The organism is Dyella nitratireducens, from assembly GCF_014642835.1.
Taxonomy (GTDB): domain Bacteria; phylum Pseudomonadota; class Gammaproteobacteria; order Xanthomonadales; family Rhodanobacteraceae; genus Dyella_B; species Dyella_B nitratireducens.
Map to the genome: position 1 here is coordinate 1,282,526 of NZ_BMJA01000001.1, position 21,007 is coordinate 1,303,532.

The window sequence follows — 21,007 nt, forward strand, 5'->3', positions numbered from 1 at the left end:
CGCGTGGCGCCATGACTTCTTCGCAGGAAAAACGTCAGTCTACCGCGACCTGCGGCTGCGGCAGACCCATTTGCTCGATCTTGGCGCTCACCTGGTCGGCGCTATCCACGTCACTCAAGGGGCCTACGCGTACGCGATGCACGATCCGGCCGCCGATCGTCGCATCAGATACCTGCACCGGCGCAAAATTCGCCACACGCAGCTGCGCGGCGACGCGTTCGGCGTTGGCGGGGTCGGAGAATGCGCCAACTTGCAGGTAAATACTGGGCGCATGTGCTGGCGTTGCGCTGACAAGTGGTGGCGGCGGCGCTTCCTCTTGCGGCGGTGCGGAGGGGTCGATGCCCTGCACTTCCACCAATCCGGTGCCCTTGGGCCAGATGCCGATCTTCACGGCTGCCGCGTAGGACAGGTCGATCACGCGGTCTTCGTGGAACGGGCCACGATCGTTGACACGCACGATCACGCTTTTGCCATTCTGCAGATTGGTCACCCGCGCGTAGCTCGGCAGCGGCAGCACTTTGCTCGCGGCGGTGAACTTGTACATGTCGTAATCCTCGAGGCTCGAGGTCTTGTAGCCATGGAACTTGCTGCCGTAGAACGAGGCGATACCGCGTTCGTCGTAGCCGCGCGCCGTCGACAGCACCGTGTAGGTGCGACCCAGCACGCTGTAAGGCGTCTTGTTGCCGTATAGCGAGCGCGGTTCGACCTTGGGCACGGGCTCCGGCAAGTTGCTCACGTCCGGTGGCGGGCCATCCGGAATGCTGTCACTGCTGTCCCGATAGCGGCTGCCCTGCGATTTGCTGGTGTCGTCGTAAACGCCGCCGGAGCTGCCACTCGAACTCGAACCGCCGCGCGATGACGCGTAAGAGGGACGCGTGCTGCGATGCCCGCCGCAGCCAGCTAGCACCAGAGTGATCGCGAGCAGCAGCGACAGGCGCCGGAGCGTCTTCATCTAGGCGCGTTCTCCAGTGCGTGCACCACTTCGATGATTGCCTGCGCCAGTTGGTTCACCGACATCGCATACATCACACTGCGGTTGTAGGTGGTGATCACCTGGAAATTCTTGAAGGTGAACCAGTATTCGGGACCATTCGCGCCCTGCAGCGTCTGCAAGCTGCTCGACGCGCCCGGATCGAGATGCTGCAGCGGCGCGTAGCCCCAGGCTTCGAGTTGTTCAATCGTCCATTGCGGCGAAGCGTCCTTCGGCGTCAGCACTCTCGCTGCCGCATCGGGCTGGGCGCGCGCTGCCACCGGACCACCGCTGACCCAGCCGTGCTTGACGAAGTAGTTGGCGACACTGCCGAAGATATCGGGCAATGAATTTTGCAGATCGATGCGGCCGTCACCATCTTCATCCACGGCGAAGTCGCGAATGCTGCTGGGCATGAACTGGCCCCAGCCTTGTGCGCCTGCATAGGAGCCGGTGAGCGTATCGACGGGACCGGCAAGTTGCGTATCCGGCAGCTCCAGCAGGGTCTTCAGCTCATTGCGAAAAAACGCTGCCCGCGGTGGGTAATACAGACCCAGTGTGACCAGCGCATCCAGCACCTTGTATTTGCCGGTGAGACGACCGTAGAACGTCTCCACACCGATGATCGCGACGATGTACTGCGGTTCGACACCGTACTTTTTGCCGATCTGTTCCAGCAGCGCCTGGTGGTCGAGATAGAACCGGACGCCTGCATCAATGCGCGCGGGCGTAAGGAAAATCTGGCGGTATTCGCTCCAGGGCTTTGCCTCGGCCGGGCGGCTGATCGCATCGAGGATGCTTTGCTGGCGCTTCGCGCCATCGAGCAAAGCATTCAAGGCGGCCGGATCCTTGCCGGTATCTTTCGCGACTTCGGCAACCAGTTGCGCTTGGCCCGGATGTTCGGCCCATGCGCTGAATGGCGTCGCGAAAAACAGCGCTGCGAGTGCAAAAACGATTTTTCCCTTCATGTGGAGGAGCGTAACACGCATGTGCGTTTTTGACGGGTCATCAGTCATGCACCTTGCGATTGGCATGAATCGACATCAGCACCCCAAAACCCACCAGCAACGACACCGCGGAGGTGCCGCCATAGCTGACCATCGGCATCGGCACGCCCACCACCGGCAGCAAGCCCGACACCATGCCGCCATTGACGAACACGTAAACAAAGAAACTCATGCCGATCGCACCGGCAAGCAGGCGCGAGTACGTGTCCTTCGCTTCCATCGCGATCCACAGGCAACGACCGATGATGAAGGCGTAAAGCACCAGGATGGCGCAGACGCCGATCAGGCCGAATTCCTCGCAAAACACAGCGAAGATGAAGTCAGTGGTGTGTTCGGGCAGGAAGTCCAGGCGTGACTGTGTGCCTTGCTCAAAGCCTTTGCCGAAGATGCCGCCCGAACCCACCGCGATCTGCGACTGGATGATGTGCCAGCCGTTGCCGAGCGGATCGGATTCCGGATTGAGCATGGTGAGGATACGGTCGCGCTGGTACTGGTGCATGAAATGCCAGGCGATCGGCACCATGCCGGCAGCACCGGCCAGCAGCACACCGATGCGCCACCAGGCCATGCCGGAGAGGAACAACGCAAACGCTCCGGCTGCCGATACCAGCAACGCCGTGCCCAGATCCGGCTGCTTGGCGATCAGGCCGGCGGGAATGGCGATCATCCCACCCACGACAATGATGTCCGTCCAGCGCGGCGGCAATTGGCGCGGATGCAGATACCAGGCCACCATCATCGGCATGGTCAGCTTCATCAGCTCCGATGGCTGAAAGCGCATGATGCCCAGATTGAGCCAGCGATCCGCGCCGCGACCTTCGCCCAGCACCGCTACCACGACCAGCAACATCACGCTGCCGGCGTAGAGCCAGGGCGTCCAGTTACGCAGCATTGAAGGCGGAATGCGTGACATCAGCAGGATGAACACACCACCGAGCACAAAGCGCGCCGCCTGCCCGCCGACCAGGCCGAGATTGGCGTCGCCTGCGCTGTATAGCGTGACCAATCCAACGCTGCACAGCAGAAGCAAGGCGAATGCGAGCGGTAGATCGATGCGCGGGCGCGTCCATACGCGGCGCAGGAAGCGATGGAGGCGGATACGTAGGGTATCTATCGTCATTGCGTGTCGTCTCCCGCGCTGGAACTGTCGGGGGCAGGCACGTCGCCCTGCGGCGTGTCTTCGGGTGTCGGCGGCGTTTGCGTCGATGATGCCGGCGCCAGGGCAGACTCCTGCAGCGGCTGATGCGGCGGCACCGCGCCACCTTGTGCGGTCAGCCACGCATCGAGAATCTTGCGCGCAATCGGGCCAGCATCCTTGGCACCCCATGCACCCGCCTCCAACACTACCGCGACCGCAATGCGCGGATTCTCAGCGGGTGTGAAGGCTTCGAACCAGGCGCGATGGCGCGCGGCGAGATACGCCGTGTTCTTGTCCTCGTTATACGCGTCGGTCTTACGCGAGAAACGCTCAGCGGTACCGCTCTTGCCGGCAATGCGATACGGGAAGCCTTCACCGAGTTTCGTACCGAAGCCGGTCGACGTCGGATCGGTGCTGTAGATCACCAGCTGCATACCCTCATTTACCGCTTCCCAATCCTTCATGTTTTTGATTAGGGAGGGTCCGGTGGGTGGATTGAGCAACGGCGACGACGGCTTGCCGACATCCGCCGTCGACATCACCACGCGTGGCGCATAGGGCATGCCACGGCCCGCAAACGTTGCCAAGGCGTGTGCCAGTTGCATGGCGGTAACCGACCAATAGCCCTGGCCGATGCCCGTGATCACCGTCTCACCCGGATACCAGTTGCGCTCCTTGGGTGAATGTTTGGCCTTCCATTCGCGCGACGGCAGGATGCCGGACACCTCGCCCGGAAGATCCACGCCACTGGGATGCCCAAAGCCGTAGCTGCCCATGAACTCGCTGATGCGGTCGATGCCGAGATCCAAGGCGAGTTTGTAGAAGTACGTATTGACCGATGCGTAGATCGCTTTGTAGAGATTTGTCGTACCCACGCCGCCGCGCACGTCGTCGCGATAGCCTCGCGATTGACCCGGGATGTAGAACACACCGGTGGAAAGCACCGAGTCTTGCGGTGTGCGAATGCCGTATTCCAGGCCGGCCAAGCCCATGAACGGCTTCACCGTGGAACCGGGGGGGTACGCGCCCCTGAGCGCACGATTGAGCAACGGCTTGTCGGTTGCTGTCATCAACGTCTTGTAATCGGCCGAGCTGATGCCGTTGACGAACAAATTGGGATCGAATTCCGGCACGCTGACCATGGCCAGCACTTGACCGTTGCGCGGATCGATCGCCACCGCTGCACCCGGCCGACCTTCGAACGCATCTTGCGCCGCCTTCTGAATGCGCGCATCGATGCTCAGATAAAGATTCTTGCCCGGTACCGGCGGATCGGTTTTCAGCACGCGCTGGATGCGCCCGTCGGCGTTCACTTCATCCAGCTCGTAGCCGGGCGTGCCGTGCAGCATGTCCTCGTAGGAGCGCTCCACGCCGATGCGTCCGATGTGCGTGGTGCCTTTGTAGCGATCCTGATCGAGGTTTTGCAGATCGTCCGCGTCGATGCGGCTGACATAACCCACTACATGCGCAAACAGCGGGCCCAGTGGGTAGTAACGCGTGAGGTAAGGCGCCACGTCCACACCGGGGAAGCGCCAGCGGTTCACGGCGAAGCGCGCGATGTCGTCCTCGGTCAGGCGCATCTTCAGCGGCACGCTGTCGAAGCGGCGCGATTGTTTGAGCTGCTTGCGGAAGGCGTCGAGATCATCCGGATCCAGCGGAATCACTTTGCCGAGTTCCGCGAGCATCTGGTTCATGTTGGGCACCTTGTCAGGCACCACTTCGAGGCGGAAGGCCGGCACGTTATCGGCCAGCAGCACGCCGTTGCGGTCGTAGATCAGTCCGCGTGCGGGCGGAATGGCACGCGGCTTCACGCTGTTGTTGACCGAACGCAGCGCGAACTCGTCGTGATGCAGCACCTGCAGGAACACATAGCGCCCCACCAGCGCGCACAGACCGAGCAGGATCAGCGCAAAACCGGCAAAGGCGCGGCGGCGGAAGAGTTCACCCTCACCGCGCGTGTCCTTGTAGATACGCAGGCGTTTTGCACCGCGCTTCATTGCAGCCTCAACCGCATCCGCAGGTCATCGAGCAACAGGAACAGGAACGGCCACAGTGCCGCACTGACAAACGGCGATGCCCACCATAGCGCCGGTGGCGTGGATTCGCCGGCAAACGCACGCACCACGAGCAACAGGAAGCGGTCGTTGACTAGCAACGCCAAGACCGCCAGCGTCTGCTGCCACATCGGGAAGAAGCGCAGGCGCGAACGAAAGCGCAAGGCGATGAACGCCAGTACGCACAAGCGCAAGGCCTGTTCGCCGAGCAGCACACCCGTCAGCAAATCCGAGCAGAGGCCGAAGATGAAAGCGAGACCCAGCGTGACGCGCTGTTCGCCTGATTCCAGCGCCCAGTACAGCAGCACTAGCGCAGGCCAATAGGGCTTGAATGCTTCCAGCACATGCGGCAGCGGCACGAGCATGAGCATGAGCGCTGCTATCAGAGTGCCGACGAACCACCAGAAGGACAGTCGCTGGCGGCTCATGTGGACGGCGTCCCTGCAGGTTGTGCGACGGTGGCCGGCTTGGCGGGTGACGCTGGCGTGGTGGGCGTTGCGCGCGGCAGTGCCGCGGTAGACGCCGGTGCGGGTGCCTCGCTGGCGGGAGGGCCGGCCGGCGTGACAGGTGGCGGCGGGCCAGCCGGCTCGGGCAAATCGTGCAGCACCAGCACTTCATCAGCACGATCCAGGTCGGCAGTCGGCTCCGCGTGCGCTTCCAGGAACATGCCGGTGGCCGATGGCCCTACGCTGATGACCTCGCCCACCGGGAAGCCCTGCGGAAAACGCCCGCCGAGGCCGGAGGTGAGCAGCTTGTCGCCGGCCTGCACATCGGCCGCCATCGGTATGTTCGGCAGGCTGAGCTGCTGACCATTGCGCGAACCGTAGGCAATGGTGCGCAAACCAGTACGCTGGATCATCACCGGTACGGCGTGATCCGGATCGGTCACCAGCATCACCTCGGCGGAGTTCGGCAGCACGTCCACGATCTGCCCGACCACGCCACGCGCATCGATCACCGGCTGGCCGGCCTTGATGCCGTCGCGTGCGCCCAGGTTGATCATCATGCGATGCCGGTAAGCTCCCATGTCCACGCCGATGACGCGCGCCATTTGCACATGCAGTTCCAGACTGTGCTGGGTATCGAGCAGTTCCTTCAGGCGCTGGTTCTGCTCGGCCACCGCCGCCATACGGTTGAGCTTGGCGTTGGCCAGCAGCAGGTCTTCGCGCAGACGCTGATTCTGTTCGGTAAGCAGGCGGCGGTCGGCGAAAGCCACGCCCAGCGCATGGAAGCCGTCGGCCGGCAGGCTCGCCAGCCGGTATACGGGCTCGACCACGATCGACGTGGCATAGCGCAGGCGCCACAGCCAGCCGTTGCGATGGTCGAGCACCATCAACACCATCGCCAGGGCGAGATAGAAGATCAGCCGCAGGGTTCCGGCGGCGGTACCGGCGAACAGGGGCGAGGACTCCTCGCGCGCTAGCGGCATGGCCAGGCCCCCGGAATGGTTTATTCGGGAGCGAAGAAGTCGCTGCCGTGCTGATCGATCAGCTCCAGCGCCTTGCCACCGCCTCGGGCCACGCAGGTCAGCGGATCGTCCGCCACCTGCACGTGCAAACCGGTTTCTTCGGAGAGCAGACGGTCCAGGTCGCGCAGCAGTGCGCCGCCGCCGGTGAGCACGATGCCGCGCTCGGCCACGTCGGAGCACAGCTCCGGCGGGGTCTGTTCCAGCGCCGACTTCACCGCCGCCACAATGCCGGCGAGCGGCTCGTGCAGGGCTTCGAGAATCTCGTTGGAGTTGACCGTGAACATGCGCGGCACGCCCTCGGCCAGGTTGCGGCCGGAGATCTCGATCTCCTTGACCTGGCTTTGCGGGAAAGCGCAGCCGATTTCCAGCTTGATGCGCTCGGCGGTGGATTCACCGATCAGCGTGCCGTGGTTGCGGCGCACGTAGTTGATGATGGACTCATCGAAGCGATCGCCGCCCACGCGCACGGACTGCGAGTAGACGATGCCGTTGAGCGAGATCACCGCCACTTCGGACGTACCGCCGCCGATGTCCAGCACCATCGAACCGCGTGCCTCGTGCACCGGGATGCCGGCGCCGATGGCGGCCGCCATCGGCTCTTCGATCAGGAACACGTCGCGGGCGCCGGCACCTTCGGCCGACTCCTTGATGGCGCGGCGTTCAACCTGGGTGGAGCCGCAGGGCACGCACACCAGCACGCGCGGGCTGGGTCGCAGCAGGCGCGAGCGATGCACCTGGCGGATGAAGTGCTGCAGCATCGCCTCGGTCATGGTGAAGTCGGCGATGACACCGTCCTTCATCGGGCGCACGGTGGCGATATTGCCGGGCGTACGGCCCAGCATGCGCTTGGCCTCGCCACCGACGGCGGCGACGGTACGGGGGCCGCCCGGACCACGGTCCTGGCGGATCGCCACGACAGAAGGTTCGTTCAGGACGATTCCCTGGCCGCGCACGTAAATAAGCGTGTTGGCTGTGCCAAGGTCGATGGAAACATCGTTGGAAAACATCCCGCGAAACTTCTTGAACATGGGTCCGCCGCGCATCGACTCTGGCTAAAAAGTAAGCGCGCCAGTCTAGTCAGCAAACCCCTTGTCCGCAAGGACATAGGTGTTAAGAAAACGGTCTTTTTAAGGGCAAGAATGAGGAAATCGCCGTGCATGACGCCAATGAGCCATGCCACTGGACAAGGGGCGAGGGACGCATGGCAAAAGAGCTGGTTCGGAATCGGCGCCATCCCTGCGTCAATCGCCCCACTACTCGCCCATCACCCTTATTCCCTCTACGATATGGCGTTTGCCTCCATCGGAAGCCCATCGCGCCATGTCTGCCGTCATCTGCGGATCGCTTGCCTACGACACCATCATGGTGTTCCAGGACCAGTTCAAGAACCACATCCTGCCCGACAAGGTGCACATCTTGAACGTGTCGTTCCTGGTGCCGCAGATGCGCCGCGAATTCGGCGGCTGCGCCGGCAATATCGCCTACAACCTGAAGCTCCTGGGCGGCGATCCGCTGCCGGTGGCGGCGGTGGGCCAGGATTTTGCCCCCTATCGCGAGCATATGCAGCGCTGCGGTATCCGCATGGACGGCATCCGCGTGTTCGAGGATCAGTTCACGCCGCAGTGTTTCATCACCACCGACCTGGACAACAACCAGATCACCGCGTTCCACCCCGGCGCCATGTCCAGTGCGCATGCCAATCACGTGCGCAACATCCCGGACGCGAGCTTCGGCATCGTCGCTCCGGATGGGCGTGAGGCGATGCTGCAACACGTGGACGAATTTGCCGCACGCGGCGTGCCATTCGTGTTCGATCCAGGCCAGGCCATGCCGCTGTTCAGCGGCGAGGAATTCCAGGCGATGATCGAAAAATCCACCTACGTGATCGTCAACGACTACGAATCCCAGCTTCTGCAGCAGCGCACCGGCTGGAGCGCGCAGGACATCGCCTCACGCGTGAAGGCCTATGTCATAACGCTTGGCCCGAATGGCTCACAGATCCACGCCGAAGGCACCACACATGAGATCCCGCCTGCACGCGAGCGTCAGGTGGTCGATCCCACCGGCTGCGGCGACGCTTATCGTGCCGGCATGATCTTCGGCATCATGAAGGGCTGGAATTGGCCCACCATCGGCCGCATGGCGTCGCTGATGGGCGCGTTGAAAGTGGAACATCCCGGCACGCAGAACCAGTCCTTCACCTACGACGAATTCGCGACCCAGTTCAAGGACCAGTTCGGCTACGCGCTGGGCTGAACACCGGAAAAACCGCCATGTCGACGCTCGCCAACATCGTGACCGCGATCATCGCACTGATGCATCTCTGGTTCCTGGTCCTGGAGATGGTGCTGTGGGACAAGCCCACGGGCCGGCGTGCGTTCGGCCTCACGCCTGAGTACGCCGCGCAAACCAAGGTACTGGCCGCCAACCAAGGCCTGTACAACGGTTTTCTCGCGGCGGGCCTGGCATGGGGACTGATCCTCGGCGGCACAGAGGGCACGCACGTGAAGCTGTTTTTCCTCGCCTGCGTGCTGCTGGCGGGCCTGTTTGGCGGCCTGACGGCCACGCGCAAAGTGTTGTGGATCCAGGGACTTCCTGCGGCGATCGGTATCGCCCTGGTGCTGGCAGCTTGAATATGGACGCGCAGGATCGCGAAGCTGTCGGCCAGCGGTTCGACCCCGCGCTGATGCAGCACGCACGCACATTGACCTGGCAAGCCCTGCACGGCATTCGTGAGCGCATGCGTCCGGGTATCAGCGAAGATGAGGCGCGCGCCGAAGCCAAGCAGGTGTTCGAACAGCTTGGCATGGAGCGGCTTTGGCATCCGGTGATCATCCGCATCGGCCCGAACACCACGAAGACCTATCGCGAACCCTCCCATCCGGGCGTACGCCTGGCCGAAAACGATAGCTATTTCATCGACCTCGGCCTGGTATTCAGTGGGCACGAGGGCGATGTCGGCGATACTTTCGTGGTTGGCCATGCGCCTGAGCGGGAGGCTTGCGCGCAAGCTGCACGCGATTTGTTCCAGGAAGTCGCCGCGGCATGGCGCGATGAAGGCTGGAACGGCCAAAAGCTTTATAATTATGCGTCCGAGCGTGCCGAGATGATGGGCTGGCGCTTCAACCATGCCATCAAGGGGCATCGGGTGAGCGACTTCCCGCACTCGGTGCACAAGGGCGGCGACCTGGGAGATCTTTACCACACCCCCGGCAAAGGCTTGTGGATACTTGAAATCCAGATCGTCCACCCGACCGAACCGTTCGGCGCCTTTTACGAAGATCTGCTCGCCGATCCTGCGCCATGAACGCGCCTGACCGGCAACGAGGCATACACATTTGAGACGTACGCTGCGGATCATGGACGACCCGCCGAGCTTTTCATTCTCCCCTCGGGGAAAGCACCCATTTCTGATCGACAAACGACTTCTACTACGGAACCAAGACTGTGGCCCGCCAGAAACCTCTCCACCTCTATCGCAACATCGGCATCATCGCGCACATCGACGCCGGCAAGACCACGACGACCGAGCGCATCCTGTACTACACCGGTAAGAAGCACCAGATCATCGACGTGCACGACACGAAGGATGGCAAGGGCTCCACGACCACCGACTACCTGGAACAGGAAAAGAAGCGCGGTATCACCATTCAATCCGCCGCCGTGTCGACCGAGTGGAAGGGTCACCAGATCAACGTGATCGACACACCAGGGCACGTGGACTTCACCATTGAAGTGAACCGCTCCCTGCGCGTGCTCGACGGCGCCGTGGTGGTGTTCGACGGCGTGGCCGGCGTGGAGCCGCAGACCGAAACCAACTGGCGCCTCGCCGACCAGTACAACGTGCCGCGCATGTGCTACATCAACAAGATGGACCGCATCGGCGCGAACTTTAAGCACGCCGTGAACGGCATCAAGAACCGCCTGGGCGCCAACATCGTGCTCTGCCAGGTTCCGCTGGGCAGCAGCGACGACTTCATCGGCATGGTCGACCTGATCGCCGGCGCGGGCTACATCTGGGACAGCAGCGACAAGGACAGCAAGTGGGAGACGATCCCGCTGGACCAGGTCGCCGACCATCCCAAGGTCAAGGCATTCACCACCACCGCCGACACGGAATGGGTGTCCCAACTCGCCGAGTTGCGTGCGCATAGCATCGAAAGCGCGGTGGAAATGGACGACGACGCCATGCACGCCTACCTCGAAGGCCAAGAGCCGACGCTGGAAACGCTGAAGAAGTGCATCCGCAAGGGCTGCGTGGCCGGCAAGCTGGTGCCCGTGTTCTGCGGCTCTTCGTACCGCAACAAGGGCGTGCAGCAGATGCTCGACGGCGTGATCGACTACATGCCATACCCGGGCGAGAACGGCGGCATCTCGATGGTGGACGAGGACGGCAACATCATCGGCGAGCAGCCGGTGACCGACGACGCCCCGGTGCGCGCGCTGGCCTTCAAGGTGATCAACGACCAGTTCGGCACGCTCACCTTCACCCGCATCTACTCCGGCGTCATCAAGAAGGGCGACACGCTGCAGAACGTCACCCGTGGCAAGAAAGAGCGCATCGGCCGCATCGTGGAAGTGCAGGCCAACGCCACCAAGGAAATCGACGAAGTGCGCGCCGGTGATATCTGCGCGTTCGTTTCGCTGAAGGAAACCGAGACCGGCGACTCGCTCACCGATCAGCAGCATCCGGTGCTGCTGGAGCGCATGCGCTTCCCCGACCCGGTGATCAGCGTGGCCGTGGAGCCGAAGAGCCGCAACGACATCGACAAGCTCTCCACCGCGCTCTACAAGATGGTGAAGGCCGATCCGTCGCTGCGCATGGAAGTGGACCAGGAAACCGGCCAGACCGTGCTCAAGGGCATGGGCGAGCTGCACCTGGAAATCACCATCGACCGCATGCGCACCGAACTGGGCGTGGAAGCGAACATGGGCAAGCCCAAGGTCAGCTTCCGCGAAGCCTTCGGCCAGACGGTGGAACACACCTACACGCACAAGAAGCAGTCTGGCGGTTCGGGCCAGTTCGCCGAAGTGAAGATGATCTTCGAGCCGGGCGAACCGGGCAGCGGCGTGGTGTTCTCCGACGAAGTGGTTGGCGGCCGCGTACCGCGCGAATACATCCCGGCGGTGGAACACGCCATTACGGTGGAATCGCGCCAGGGCCAGGTGGCGGGCTACGAAGTACTGGACTTCAAGGCACGCCTCGTCGATGGCAAGTACCACGACGTGGACTCCTCGGCACTCGCCTTCGAAATCGCTGGCCGCGCCTGCTTCCGCGAAGCGCAGAAGATGTCCAAGCCCAAGCTGCTCGAGCCGGTGATGAAGCTCGAAGTGGTCACCGAAGCCGATTACCTCGGCGACGTGATCGGCGACATCAACCGTCGCCGCGGCTCGGTCAGCGAGCAGGGCCAGAAGGGCACCAACGCCTTCGTGCAGGGCTTCGTGCCGCTGGCGGAAATGTTCGGCTACATCAACTTCCTGCGCTCTGCCACTAGCGGCCGCGGCACCTTCTCGATGATCTTCGATCATTACGAAGAAGTGCCGGCGAGCATGGTGGCGAAGTTGATGGAGAAGGAAGCGAAGTAATTTTTCGCTAACCGTTTTCACAAGAAGCCCGGGAATTTCCCGGGCTTTTTTTCTTTCAGCTGTCAGGATTGACATATATGCATAATATATGCATATTAATGCCATGGAGCTTGAGTTCGATCCTGCCAAGGCGGCGGCAAACTTTAGAAAACACGGCATCAGCTTCGCTCACGCCGAACAAGCATTACGCGATCCTTCCGCTATCACCATCGAAGATCCTGATGCACTAGGCGAACAGCGGTTTGTTTCGTTAGGCATGGATGCACTTGGACGCATTCTGGTCATCGTGCACAGCCAACGAAGCAAGCGAGTGCGACTGATCTCCGCTCGCAAGGCAAGCCCAGGAGAGGCAGCTCAATATTTCGCGTAAGCAAGGAGATTCACCAATGAACAACGGGCGCCTCGCCAACTCAGAGGCTAGGAGAAACGCCATGAGCAAACCGTACGATTTCAGAAAGGGCAAACGAGGTCCGGTCATTCCTTCCCCGGGCAAAACACGCATTACGATCATGCTCGACAACGACGTGATCGAAGCTTTCCGGGCACGCGCAGAAGCCCATGGTACGGGCTATCAGACTGCCATCAACGAAGCCTTGCGGGCTGCTATCAGTGCGGAACCTCCCCTTACAGCCGAGACGCTGAGACAAATTCTCAGGCAGGAATTGCACTCCGCATGATACGCACCAACTCATCCACGTCGCCCATGGAAACACAGAAGCTACTGGATGGCATCGCTCGCGGGGAGCGCGCCCTCAACGAAGGACGCACATTTACGATCGAACAGGCCAAGGATCGCCTGCGTAAATGGCTGGGCAACTCGACGGAAACCGCGGCTTTCCCGTCAACTCGAACCATCAAGCTACAATAGTGGGTTAGCACCTCAGCCGGGCCGCCTATGTCCCCACACCTGCAAGAAACCCACCGCCGCCGTACCTTTGCCATCATCAGCCACCCCGACGCGGGCAAGACCACGCTGACGGAAAAGCTGCTGCTGTTCGGCGGTGCCATCCAGATGGCTGGCTCGGTGAAGGGCCGCAAGGCGGCGCGGCATGCCACCTCGGACTGGATGGCGCTGGAAAAGGAACGCGGCATTTCGGTCACCTCGTCGGTGATGCAGTTCCCGTACGAGGGCAAGATCGTCAATCTGCTGGATACGCCCGGCCACGCGGACTTCTCCGAAGACACCTACCGCGTGCTGACTGCCGTGGACTCGGCACTGATGGTGATCGACTGCGCCAAGGGCGTGGAAGAACGCACAATCAAGCTGATGGAGGTCTGCCGCCTGCGCGATACGCCGATCATGACCTTCATCAACAAGCTGGACCGCGAAGGCCGTTCGCCGATCGAGTTGCTGGACGAAGTGGAATCCGTGCTCGGCATTGCCTGCGCACCGCTGACCTGGCCGATCGGCATGGGCAAGCGCTTGAAAGGCGTGTATCACCTGCTGCTGGATGAAGTGCACGTGTTCGAGCAGGGCAAGAATTTCACGCGCCAGGATTCCACTATTTTCAAAGGCCTCAACGCGCCGGGTCTGGAAGCGGCGATCGGCACTGAAGCATTGAACGAGCTGCGTGAGGAATTGGAACTGATCCAGGGCGCATCGCATCCCTTCGATCTGGACCAATACCTCGCCGGCAAGCTCACACCGGTGTTTTTCGGTTCTGCGGTGAACAACTTCGGCGTGCAATTGCTGCTGGATTTCTTCGTGGAACATGCGCCTTCGCCGCGCTCACGCACCACGCTGTCGCGCGAAATAAAACCGGAAGAAGAAAAGCTCACCGGCTTCGTGTTCAAGATCCAGGCAAACATGGACCCGGCGCACCGTGACCGCGTCGCCTTCATGCGCATCTGCTCGGGTACCTATACCGCCGGTATGAAGATGATGCAGTCGCGCACCAACAAGGAAGTGCGTATCGCCAACGCACTCACCTTCATGGCCAGCGATCGCGAAATCGTGGAAAGCGCTTATCCGGGTGATGTGATCGGCCTGCACAACCACGGCACCATCAGCATCGGCGACACGTTCACGGAAGGCGAAGCGATCAGCTTCACCGGCATTCCCAACTTCGCGCCGGAACTGTTCCGCCGCGCGCGCCTGCGCGATCCGCTGAAGATGAAGGCGCTGCAAAAAGGCCTGGCACAGCTTTCCGAAGAAGGTGCCACGCAGTTCTTCCGTCCGCTGATGAGCAATGACCTGATTCTGGGCGCCGTCGGCGTGCTGCAGTTCGATGTGGTGGCATATCGCTTGAAGGACGAATACGGCGTGGACGCCAGCTTCGAACAAGTCGGCGTGGTGACGGCTCGTTGGGTGCACTGCGATGACGCCAAGAAGCTGGAAGAATTCCGCGAGAAGAACATCATGAACCTGGCCATCGATGGGGCCGGCGAGCTGGTTTACCTCGCGCCTTCCCGCGTGAACCTGCAGCTGACCCAGGAACGCTCGCCCGCCGTGCGCTTCTCTGCCACCCGCGAACACGCCGCTTCCGTCGAGCTCTGAGCGCGGCCAGCCGGATCTTCTTCACACAACCGTCACGTTTGCCGGGCAGTACCGCCCGGCTGAGCATCTCGCTAATCTGACTGCCAAGGGGACCGTCGCCCTACAGCTGGGCGCGGCATATCCAACAGTCATCTCAGCGGGATTTCGCATGGTCAGCTCCAATGTGACGCCGACTCCTAGGAAGTATGGCTGGCTGGCGCATTTGTCCATCCGCTACAAGATCATCCTGGCGATAGGGCTGCTGCTCGGCTTGTTCCTTATCGACAACCTGACCGACATCGCCGCGGAGAACCGGCAATCGGAAACGCGGCAATGGGTGGAACATACCTATCAGGTCATCCAGCAGATCGGCCAACTGCAGCGTACGGCCTTGTCAGGGCAGATCGCTTTGCGCGGGTTGCTGCTTATCCAGGATCCCAAGGAACTGGAGCGCGTCAAGGACAGCGATGCCAAGTTCCTTACCCAGCTCGAGACAGTACAAAAGCTGACCCAGGACAACGCGCTGCAACAGTCGCGCATCGATCGAATCAAACGATTGGCCACGCAATGGGATAGTGAGCTGCAAGACATGGTCTTCGGCCCCCTGTCTGCTATCAAGCTCGGTGATCCGCAAACGGCTGCGCAGGTAGCGCCTATTCGCGAGAACTACCTGGCACGTCGCACCGTGCACGTCGAGGACTACATGGCGACACTGGACGACATGGTCGCCACCGAGCGGCAATTGCTCGCTATGCGCACACAGAGCGCGGACAACCAGATCAACAACTCGATCTACATCAACATCGCCAGCGCACTGATTGAGCTGACCCTCGGCCTGATCGTGATCTCGCTGACCACGCGCATGGTCGCACGCCCGATCCGCCGACTGGGCGAGTCGATGACCCGCCTTGCCAATCACGATCACAACATCCAGATTCGTGGTGTCGAACGGCGCGACGAGGTCGGTGAAATCTCGCGCGCACTGCAAGTGTTCAAGCAGATGATGATCGAATCCCATCTGCAAGCTCAGTTGAAGAGTTACGCAGCGGCGATTTCCACCAGCCTGCAGTCAGCCACGAATCACCGCGAGTTCGCCGAACGCCTGGTCACCCAACTGGCGCCCTTGATCAACGCCGGTGTTGCCTTGTTCTACGGCTTCGACGAATCACGCCAGCGCCTTGACCTGCTGGGCAGCTACGGTTTGCGTATGCAAAACAGCCCGGATGCCTACATACCGGGCGAAGGACTGGTCGGGCAATGTGCGGCGTCCCGCCAACCTATCGTGCAGGATGAGGTTCCCGCCAACTACTTTCGCATCGACTCCGGCGGCGGTTCGGCGCTGCCACGTCATCTCACCATCCTGCCTTTGCTGGTGCGCAACCAGCTGGTAGGTGTGCTGGAATTCGCCGGTTTTAGTGCCCCTACGACCCAACACGAGCAACTGCTTGAGGAGCTGCTTCCGCTCGCGGCACTGACGCTGGAAAACCTCAATCGTACCGTCAATACCGAGCAGTTGCTGGAGCAGACACGCGAGCAAGCCGACGAGCTGCGCATTTCCTCCGTCACCATGCGCCAGCAGCAGGAAGCGCTGCGCGCTGCCAACGACACACTGCAGGCCAAGACGATCGAACTGGAAGAGCAGTCCCAGCGCCTTTTGGCATCCGAGGAAGAACTGCGCGTGCAGGCTGACGAACTGCAGGCTTCCAACGAAGAGCTGCGCCTGATGACCGATTCGCTGCGCCAGCAGAAACACCAGGTGGAGGAATTGCAGCGGGACACCGAGCAGAAGGCCGAGGAACTGGCACGCGCCAGCCAGTACAAGAGCGAATTCCTGGCCAACATGTCGCACGAGCTGCGCACGCCGCTCAACAGCCTGCTGATCCTGTCGCGCAGTCTGTCCGACAACCGCGAAGGCCACCTGGATGCCGAAGAAGTGGAATCGGCCCGCATCATTCACGACGCGGGCTCGGGCCTGTTGCGTCTGATCAACGACATTCTCGACCTGTCCAAGATCGAAGCCGGCAAGATGGAGTTGTCGCTGGTCGATTACCCGCTACAGGGCCTGGTCCGCGGTCTGCGCCGCAATTTCGACCACGTGGCGCGGGAAAAGAAGCTCGACTACCAGGTAACGCTCGACGACGGCTTGCCGGAGGTGATTCACACCGACCCTACCCGACTGGAACAGATTGCCAACAACTTGCTCGGCAATGCCTTCAAGTTCACCCAACAAGGCGGTATCCGCGTGCACATCGGCCGGCCGGCCGGCGACCTGCCGGTGCCGGAATCCCTGCAAGGGCAGCCACTGCTGGCTATCAGCGTGAAAGACACCGGCATCGGCATTCCCGCCGACAAGCTCGAGCGGATCTTCAACGCGTTCGAGCAGGCCGACAACAGTACGAGCCGGCAGTTCGGCGGCACCGGCCTGGGCCTGAGCATTTCGCGTCGCATGGCGGCACTACTGGGCGGCGATATCGTGCTGCGCAGCGAAGTCGGTCAGGGCAGCGAATTCGTGCTGCTGTTGCCCGAGCAGAGCATCAGCACACCGGCCACAGCCCAGTCGCCTAGCGCGGCAGTCAACCATCCGCCCGCACCGCGCCCAGTCACGCTCGCGATGCTCCCGGCCGAAGGTATGCAGGACGATCGCGAACGCATCGCTGCGGGTGACAGCGTGATCTTGATCGTGGAGGACGATCCGGCCTTCGCACGCATCCTTGCCGACATGGTGCGGCAGAAAGGCCATCGCATGCTGCACGCCCCGCACGGCGAAGCCGGGCTGGAACTGGCACGCCGCTATCGCCCGATCGGCATCTTGCTCGATGTGATGCTGCCCGGCATGGACGGCTGGACGGTGATCGAACGGTTGAAGGCCGATCCGGCCACCCGCCACATTCCCGTGCACTTTCTCACCGCCACCGACGACGCCAGCCGCGGACGCGAACTCGGTGCCGTCGGCTTCCTTACCAAACCCGTGACGCGGGAAGCCATCAACCAGGCGTTCGAGCGGCTGCTGCATTTCGCGAAGGGTCGTACGCGTCATTTGTTGGTGATCGACGACGATGCGGCCGCACGCCGCGCGGTACGCGATCTGCTAGGACTGGACGACGACGTACAGGTCGATGAAGCCGGTAGCGGCGAGGAAGCCTTGGAAAAGATTGCCGGCACCGGCTATGACTGCATCGTGCTCGACCTCAGCCTGCCTGGCATGTCCGGCCTCGACCTGCTCGAAAAGCTCGCCGCGGGCGGCAGCATTCCGCCAGTCGTGGTGTATTCCGGCCGTGAGTTGAGCCGCGAGGAAAACCTGCGCATCCGCCAGTACACCGACAGCATCGTCATCAAGGGTGCCCGTTCGCCGGAGCGTCTGCTGGATGAAGTGAGCCTGTTCCTGCACAGCATCCATGACACCAAACACACGCACGACCGCCCTGGCCCCGCACCCAGCCACGACGGCTTGCGCGACCACCAGGTACTGCTGGTCGATGACGACATGCGCAACCTGTTCGCCTTGTCCAAGGTGCTGCGTGACTGGGGCATGCGCGTAAACATGGCGCAAGATGGCCAGAAAGCACTGCAGACACTGGCCGAGAATCCGCAGATCGAATTGGTACTGATGGACATCATGATGCCCGGCATGGACGGCTATGAGGCCACGCGCGCGATCCGCGCACAGCCCGGTCTCGCCCATTTGCCGATCATCGCGTTGACGGCGAAGGCCATGCGCGGTGATCGCGAGCGCTGCCTGGAGGCGGGCGCCAACGATTACCTGTCCAAGCCCATCGACGTGGACAAGCTCGCCTCGTTGATGCGCATGTGGCTGCGTGACTGACCGGGAGCCGCGCAACCATGGACGTCTCGGAACTGGAAAGCATCGAAATGGATCTGCTCGTGCAGGCGATGCAAAAACGCCATGGCTATGATTTCAGCCAGTACGCGCCAGCCTCGCTCAAGCGCCGCGCCCACCTGCTGGCCAATCAGCTCGAGTGCAAGAGCCTCACCGGTCTGACCGAACGCATGCTGCACGAACCGGAGCTGCTTTCGCGCCTGCTGGAAGGCCTTACCGTCCCCATGTCGGACATGTTCCGCGATCCGGCCATGTTCCGCGCGCTGCGCGACCAGGTATTTCCCTTGCTGGCGTCCTATCCGCACATCAACATCTGGCAGGCCGGCTGCGCACATGGGCAGGAAGTGTATTCGCTGGCGATTTTGCTGGAGGAAGCCGGGCTGTACGAACGCACACAGATTTTCGCCACCGATCTGAGCGACCGTGCGTTGCAACGCGCCAGCGACGGCATCTATCCCGCTCAGGAAGCGCAACAGTGGTCGCGCAACTACCAAGCCGCCGGTGGAAAGCGCTCGCTGGCCGACTACTGCAGCGCTGGCTACAAGCTGCTCAAACTCAATCAGCGCTTGCGCAGAAACGTTACGTTCGCCGTGCACAACCTGGCAACCGACGGCGTATTCTGCGAGGCGCACCTCATCCTCTGCCGCAACGTGCTGATCTATTTTTCCAACTCGTTGCAGAACCGCGCACTGTCACTGTTTCGCGACAGTCTGGTACGCGCCGGCTTCCTCTGCCTGGGCGTGCGCGAAAATATGGACTTGTCGCCGGTTGCGCAAGCCTTCGTGCCCTTCATCGATCCTGAGCGCATCTACCGGCTCGCCAGCCATTTGGACGATCTCGTCGAATGAACGTACCCGCTGCCATCGCGATCGGCTGTTCGGCGGGCGGCGTAGATGCGCTCATGACGCTGCTCGGCGGCCTCCATGTCCGACTGCCGCAACCTGTGCTGGTGTGTTGCCATCGCTCCGACACAATGGACATCCTGAGCGATGTACTGGGGCGTGCCTCAGCACTGCCCGTGCGTGATGCGATCGAGCGCGAGCCAGTGCAGCGGAGTGTTGTGTACCTGGCACCGGCGGGCTATCACCTGCTGGTGGAACGCGATCTGCAGTTCGCTTTGTCCGCCGATGCGCGCGTGAACTACGCGCGGCCGTCCATCGATGTGCTGTTCTACTCCGCCGCCGAGGCATGGCGTCAGGCACTGGTCGGCGTGATCCTCACCGGCGCCAATGCCGATGGCGCCGCAGGATTGCGACGCATTCGCCAACTAGGCGGCATCGCGGTAGTGCAATCTCCCGCGGACGCCGAAGCGACCGCCATGCCGCAGGCTGCGCTGGACACGGCCGGCGCAGATTACTGCCTGCCGCTTACCGAAATCGCCCCGCTGCTCAACCAACTCTGCCTGATATGAATACGCATATCCCAAAGATTCTGGTTGTCGATGACACGCATGCCAATCTGGTTGCGATGCGACACTTGCTGGCCGACTGCGGCGCCGAACTGGTGGAAGCGAGCAGCGGTAACGAAGCGCTGTCGCGCTGCCTGGATCAACACTTCGCGCTGATTCTGCTGGACGTGAACATGCCCGACATGGACGGTTTCGAAGTGGCGAGCCTGCTCGGTGAAACCGAACAGCTGCGTGATACGCCGGTGATTTTCGTCACCGCCGCCTACTCCGACGACATTAACCGTCTCAAAGGCTATCGTTCCGGTGCGGTCGACTACATTGCCAAGCCAATCAACGACGTCATCCTCACATCGAAGGTGCGCGTGTTTCTGGAGCTGCATAACGCACGCATGCAATTGCAGGACACACTGGAGCAATTGTCGTCACGCAACCAGCAATTGCAGGCGGAGATCGCCGAGCGTCAGCGTGCTGAGGCCAAGGTGCGGCACCAAGCTACGCACGACATGCTGACAGGGTTGCCCAATCGCATGTTGTTCCATGAGCGACTGCGTTCGGCAGTGCAATACAGCATGCTGCACGGCATTCCGTTCGCACTGGCGCTTGTCGACATCGATGGCTTCAAGGCGGTAAACGACACGTATGGCCATCCCGCGGGTGATGCACTCTTGCAGGCTATTTCTTCGCGGCTGATCGGCCAAGTGCGGGCTGACGATACTGCCGCGCGCCTGGGCGGTGATGAGTTCGCGCTGATTTTCCAAGGTGCCGACCGTGTCGAGCCTCTGCTGGAACGTTGCCGCGAGATTTGCAAGGTGCTGGCGCAGCCGTATCCGTTGCAAGGCGAACAAGGCGCTTTCCTGGCACACGTAAGCGCCAGCATCGGCATCGCCTTGTGGAACGCGAAGGTCGACTCGGACGAAGCCTTGATCCAGGCCGCCGACCACGCGCTTTACCAGGTGAAGGAAAACGGCAAGAACGGATGTGCACTGGCGTCGACATGACCTGTGGCACTGCGTTCGATTAAAGACGGCAGCTTAGCCTGAATGCGTCATTCGCAAGGGGGAA

General features: G+C 61.8%; 19 protein-coding genes. 12 read left to right on the forward strand and 7 right to left on the reverse strand.

Going from position 1 to position 21,007, the window contains the following annotated elements; all coding sequences use genetic code 11:
- Positions 1-34 precede the first annotated feature (34 nt).
- From IEX75_RS06035 to IEX75_RS06065, 7 genes are read right to left on the reverse strand one after another with little or no spacing between them, the layout of a single operon-like run.
- The gene (locus tag IEX75_RS06035) at positions 35-952 is read right to left on the reverse strand and encodes a septal ring lytic transglycosylase RlpA family protein (protein WP_188793334.1); all 918 of its coding nucleotides are present in this window, start codon (positions 950-952) and stop codon (positions 35-37) included.
- Entirely contained in the window at positions 949-1,938 is a 990-nt protein-coding gene (gene mltB / locus IEX75_RS06040; RefSeq protein WP_188793337.1) for a lytic murein transglycosylase B, read from the reverse strand. The genes IEX75_RS06035 and mltB overlap by 4 nt, the downstream gene beginning before the upstream one ends.
- 40 nt (positions 1,939-1,978) lie before the next feature.
- The gene (rodA, locus tag IEX75_RS06045) at positions 1,979-3,097 is read right to left on the reverse strand and encodes a rod shape-determining protein RodA (RefSeq protein WP_188793339.1); all 1,119 of its coding nucleotides are present in this window, start codon (positions 3,095-3,097) and stop codon (positions 1,979-1,981) included.
- Complete coding sequence (mrdA, locus tag IEX75_RS06050) at positions 3,094-5,112, reverse strand: penicillin-binding protein 2 (protein ID WP_188793341.1); 2,019 nt, start codon at positions 5,110-5,112, stop codon at positions 3,094-3,096. Before mrdA ends, rodA begins: the two co-directional genes overlap by 4 nt.
- Positions 5,109-5,597, reverse strand: a complete 489-nt coding sequence (gene mreD, locus IEX75_RS06055) for a rod shape-determining protein MreD (protein WP_188793343.1) — start codon at positions 5,595-5,597, stop codon at positions 5,109-5,111. Before mreD ends, mrdA begins: the two co-directional genes overlap by 4 nt.
- Entirely contained in the window at positions 5,594-6,598 is a 1,005-nt protein-coding gene (gene mreC / locus IEX75_RS06060) for a rod shape-determining protein MreC (protein ID WP_188793344.1), read from the reverse strand. The genes mreD and mreC overlap by 4 nt, the downstream gene beginning before the upstream one ends.
- Positions 6,599-6,618: 20 nt before the next feature.
- Positions 6,619-7,665 carry a rod shape-determining protein gene (locus IEX75_RS06065; protein WP_188793345.1) on the reverse strand — a complete coding sequence of 349 codons (1,047 nt, stop codon included), beginning with the start codon at positions 7,663-7,665 and terminating at the stop codon, positions 6,619-6,621.
- A gap of 292 nt (positions 7,666-7,957) precedes the next feature.
- Between IEX75_RS06065 and IEX75_RS06070 the strand changes: the two genes are divergently transcribed.
- The 12 genes from IEX75_RS06070 (at position 7,958) to IEX75_RS06125 (ending at position 20,943) form a co-directional block, all read left to right on the forward strand.
- A complete protein-coding gene (locus IEX75_RS06070; RefSeq protein WP_188793346.1) occupies positions 7,958-8,893 on the forward strand; it encodes a carbohydrate kinase family protein in 936 nt (311 codons plus the stop codon).
- Between the two features lie 17 nt (positions 8,894-8,910).
- The gene (locus tag IEX75_RS06075; protein ID WP_188793347.1) at positions 8,911-9,270 is read left to right on the forward strand and encodes a DUF1304 domain-containing protein; all 360 of its coding nucleotides are present in this window, start codon (positions 8,911-8,913) and stop codon (positions 9,268-9,270) included.
- Positions 9,271-9,272: 2 nt separating this feature from the next.
- The gene (locus IEX75_RS06080; RefSeq protein ID WP_188793348.1) at positions 9,273-9,944 is read left to right on the forward strand and encodes a M24 family metallopeptidase; all 672 of its coding nucleotides are present in this window, start codon (positions 9,273-9,275) and stop codon (positions 9,942-9,944) included.
- 140 nt (positions 9,945-10,084) lie between these two features.
- Positions 10,085-12,223 (forward strand): elongation factor G, encoded by a 2,139-nt coding sequence (gene fusA, locus IEX75_RS06085; RefSeq protein ID WP_188793349.1) that lies wholly within the window; start codon positions 10,085-10,087, stop codon positions 12,221-12,223.
- Between the two features lie 88 nt (positions 12,224-12,311).
- A complete protein-coding gene (locus IEX75_RS06090; protein ID WP_229720652.1) occupies positions 12,312-12,593 on the forward strand; it encodes a BrnT family toxin in 282 nt (93 codons plus the stop codon).
- A 61-nt stretch (positions 12,594-12,654) separates the two neighbouring features.
- Complete coding sequence (locus tag IEX75_RS06095) at positions 12,655-12,900, forward strand: BrnA antitoxin family protein (RefSeq protein WP_188793351.1); 246 nt, start codon at positions 12,655-12,657, stop codon at positions 12,898-12,900.
- Complete coding sequence (locus IEX75_RS06100; RefSeq protein ID WP_188793352.1) at positions 12,897-13,091, forward strand: hypothetical protein; 195 nt, start codon at positions 12,897-12,899, stop codon at positions 13,089-13,091. Before IEX75_RS06095 ends, IEX75_RS06100 begins: the two co-directional genes overlap by 4 nt.
- A gap of 27 nt (positions 13,092-13,118) precedes the next feature.
- Positions 13,119-14,720: a peptide chain release factor 3 gene (locus tag IEX75_RS06105; RefSeq protein WP_188793353.1), complete on the forward strand. Its 1,602-nt coding sequence runs from the start codon at positions 13,119-13,121 to the stop codon at positions 14,718-14,720.
- A 148-nt stretch (positions 14,721-14,868) separates the two neighbouring features.
- Complete coding sequence (locus tag IEX75_RS06110; protein WP_188793354.1) at positions 14,869-18,522, forward strand: response regulator; 3,654 nt, start codon at positions 14,869-14,871, stop codon at positions 18,520-18,522.
- Positions 18,523-18,539: 17 nt separating this feature from the next.
- Positions 18,540-19,385, forward strand: coding sequence for a CheR family methyltransferase (locus IEX75_RS06115; RefSeq protein ID WP_188793355.1), 846 nt, complete (start codon positions 18,540-18,542; stop codon positions 19,383-19,385).
- Positions 19,382-19,948, forward strand: coding sequence for a chemotaxis protein CheB (locus IEX75_RS06120; RefSeq protein ID WP_188793356.1), 567 nt, complete (start codon positions 19,382-19,384; stop codon positions 19,946-19,948). Before IEX75_RS06115 ends, IEX75_RS06120 begins: the two co-directional genes overlap by 4 nt.
- A complete protein-coding gene (locus IEX75_RS06125) occupies positions 19,945-20,943 on the forward strand; it encodes a diguanylate cyclase domain-containing protein (RefSeq protein WP_188793358.1) in 999 nt (332 codons plus the stop codon). The genes IEX75_RS06120 and IEX75_RS06125 overlap by 4 nt, the downstream gene beginning before the upstream one ends.
- The last annotated feature ends 64 nt before the right edge of the window (positions 20,944-21,007 follow it).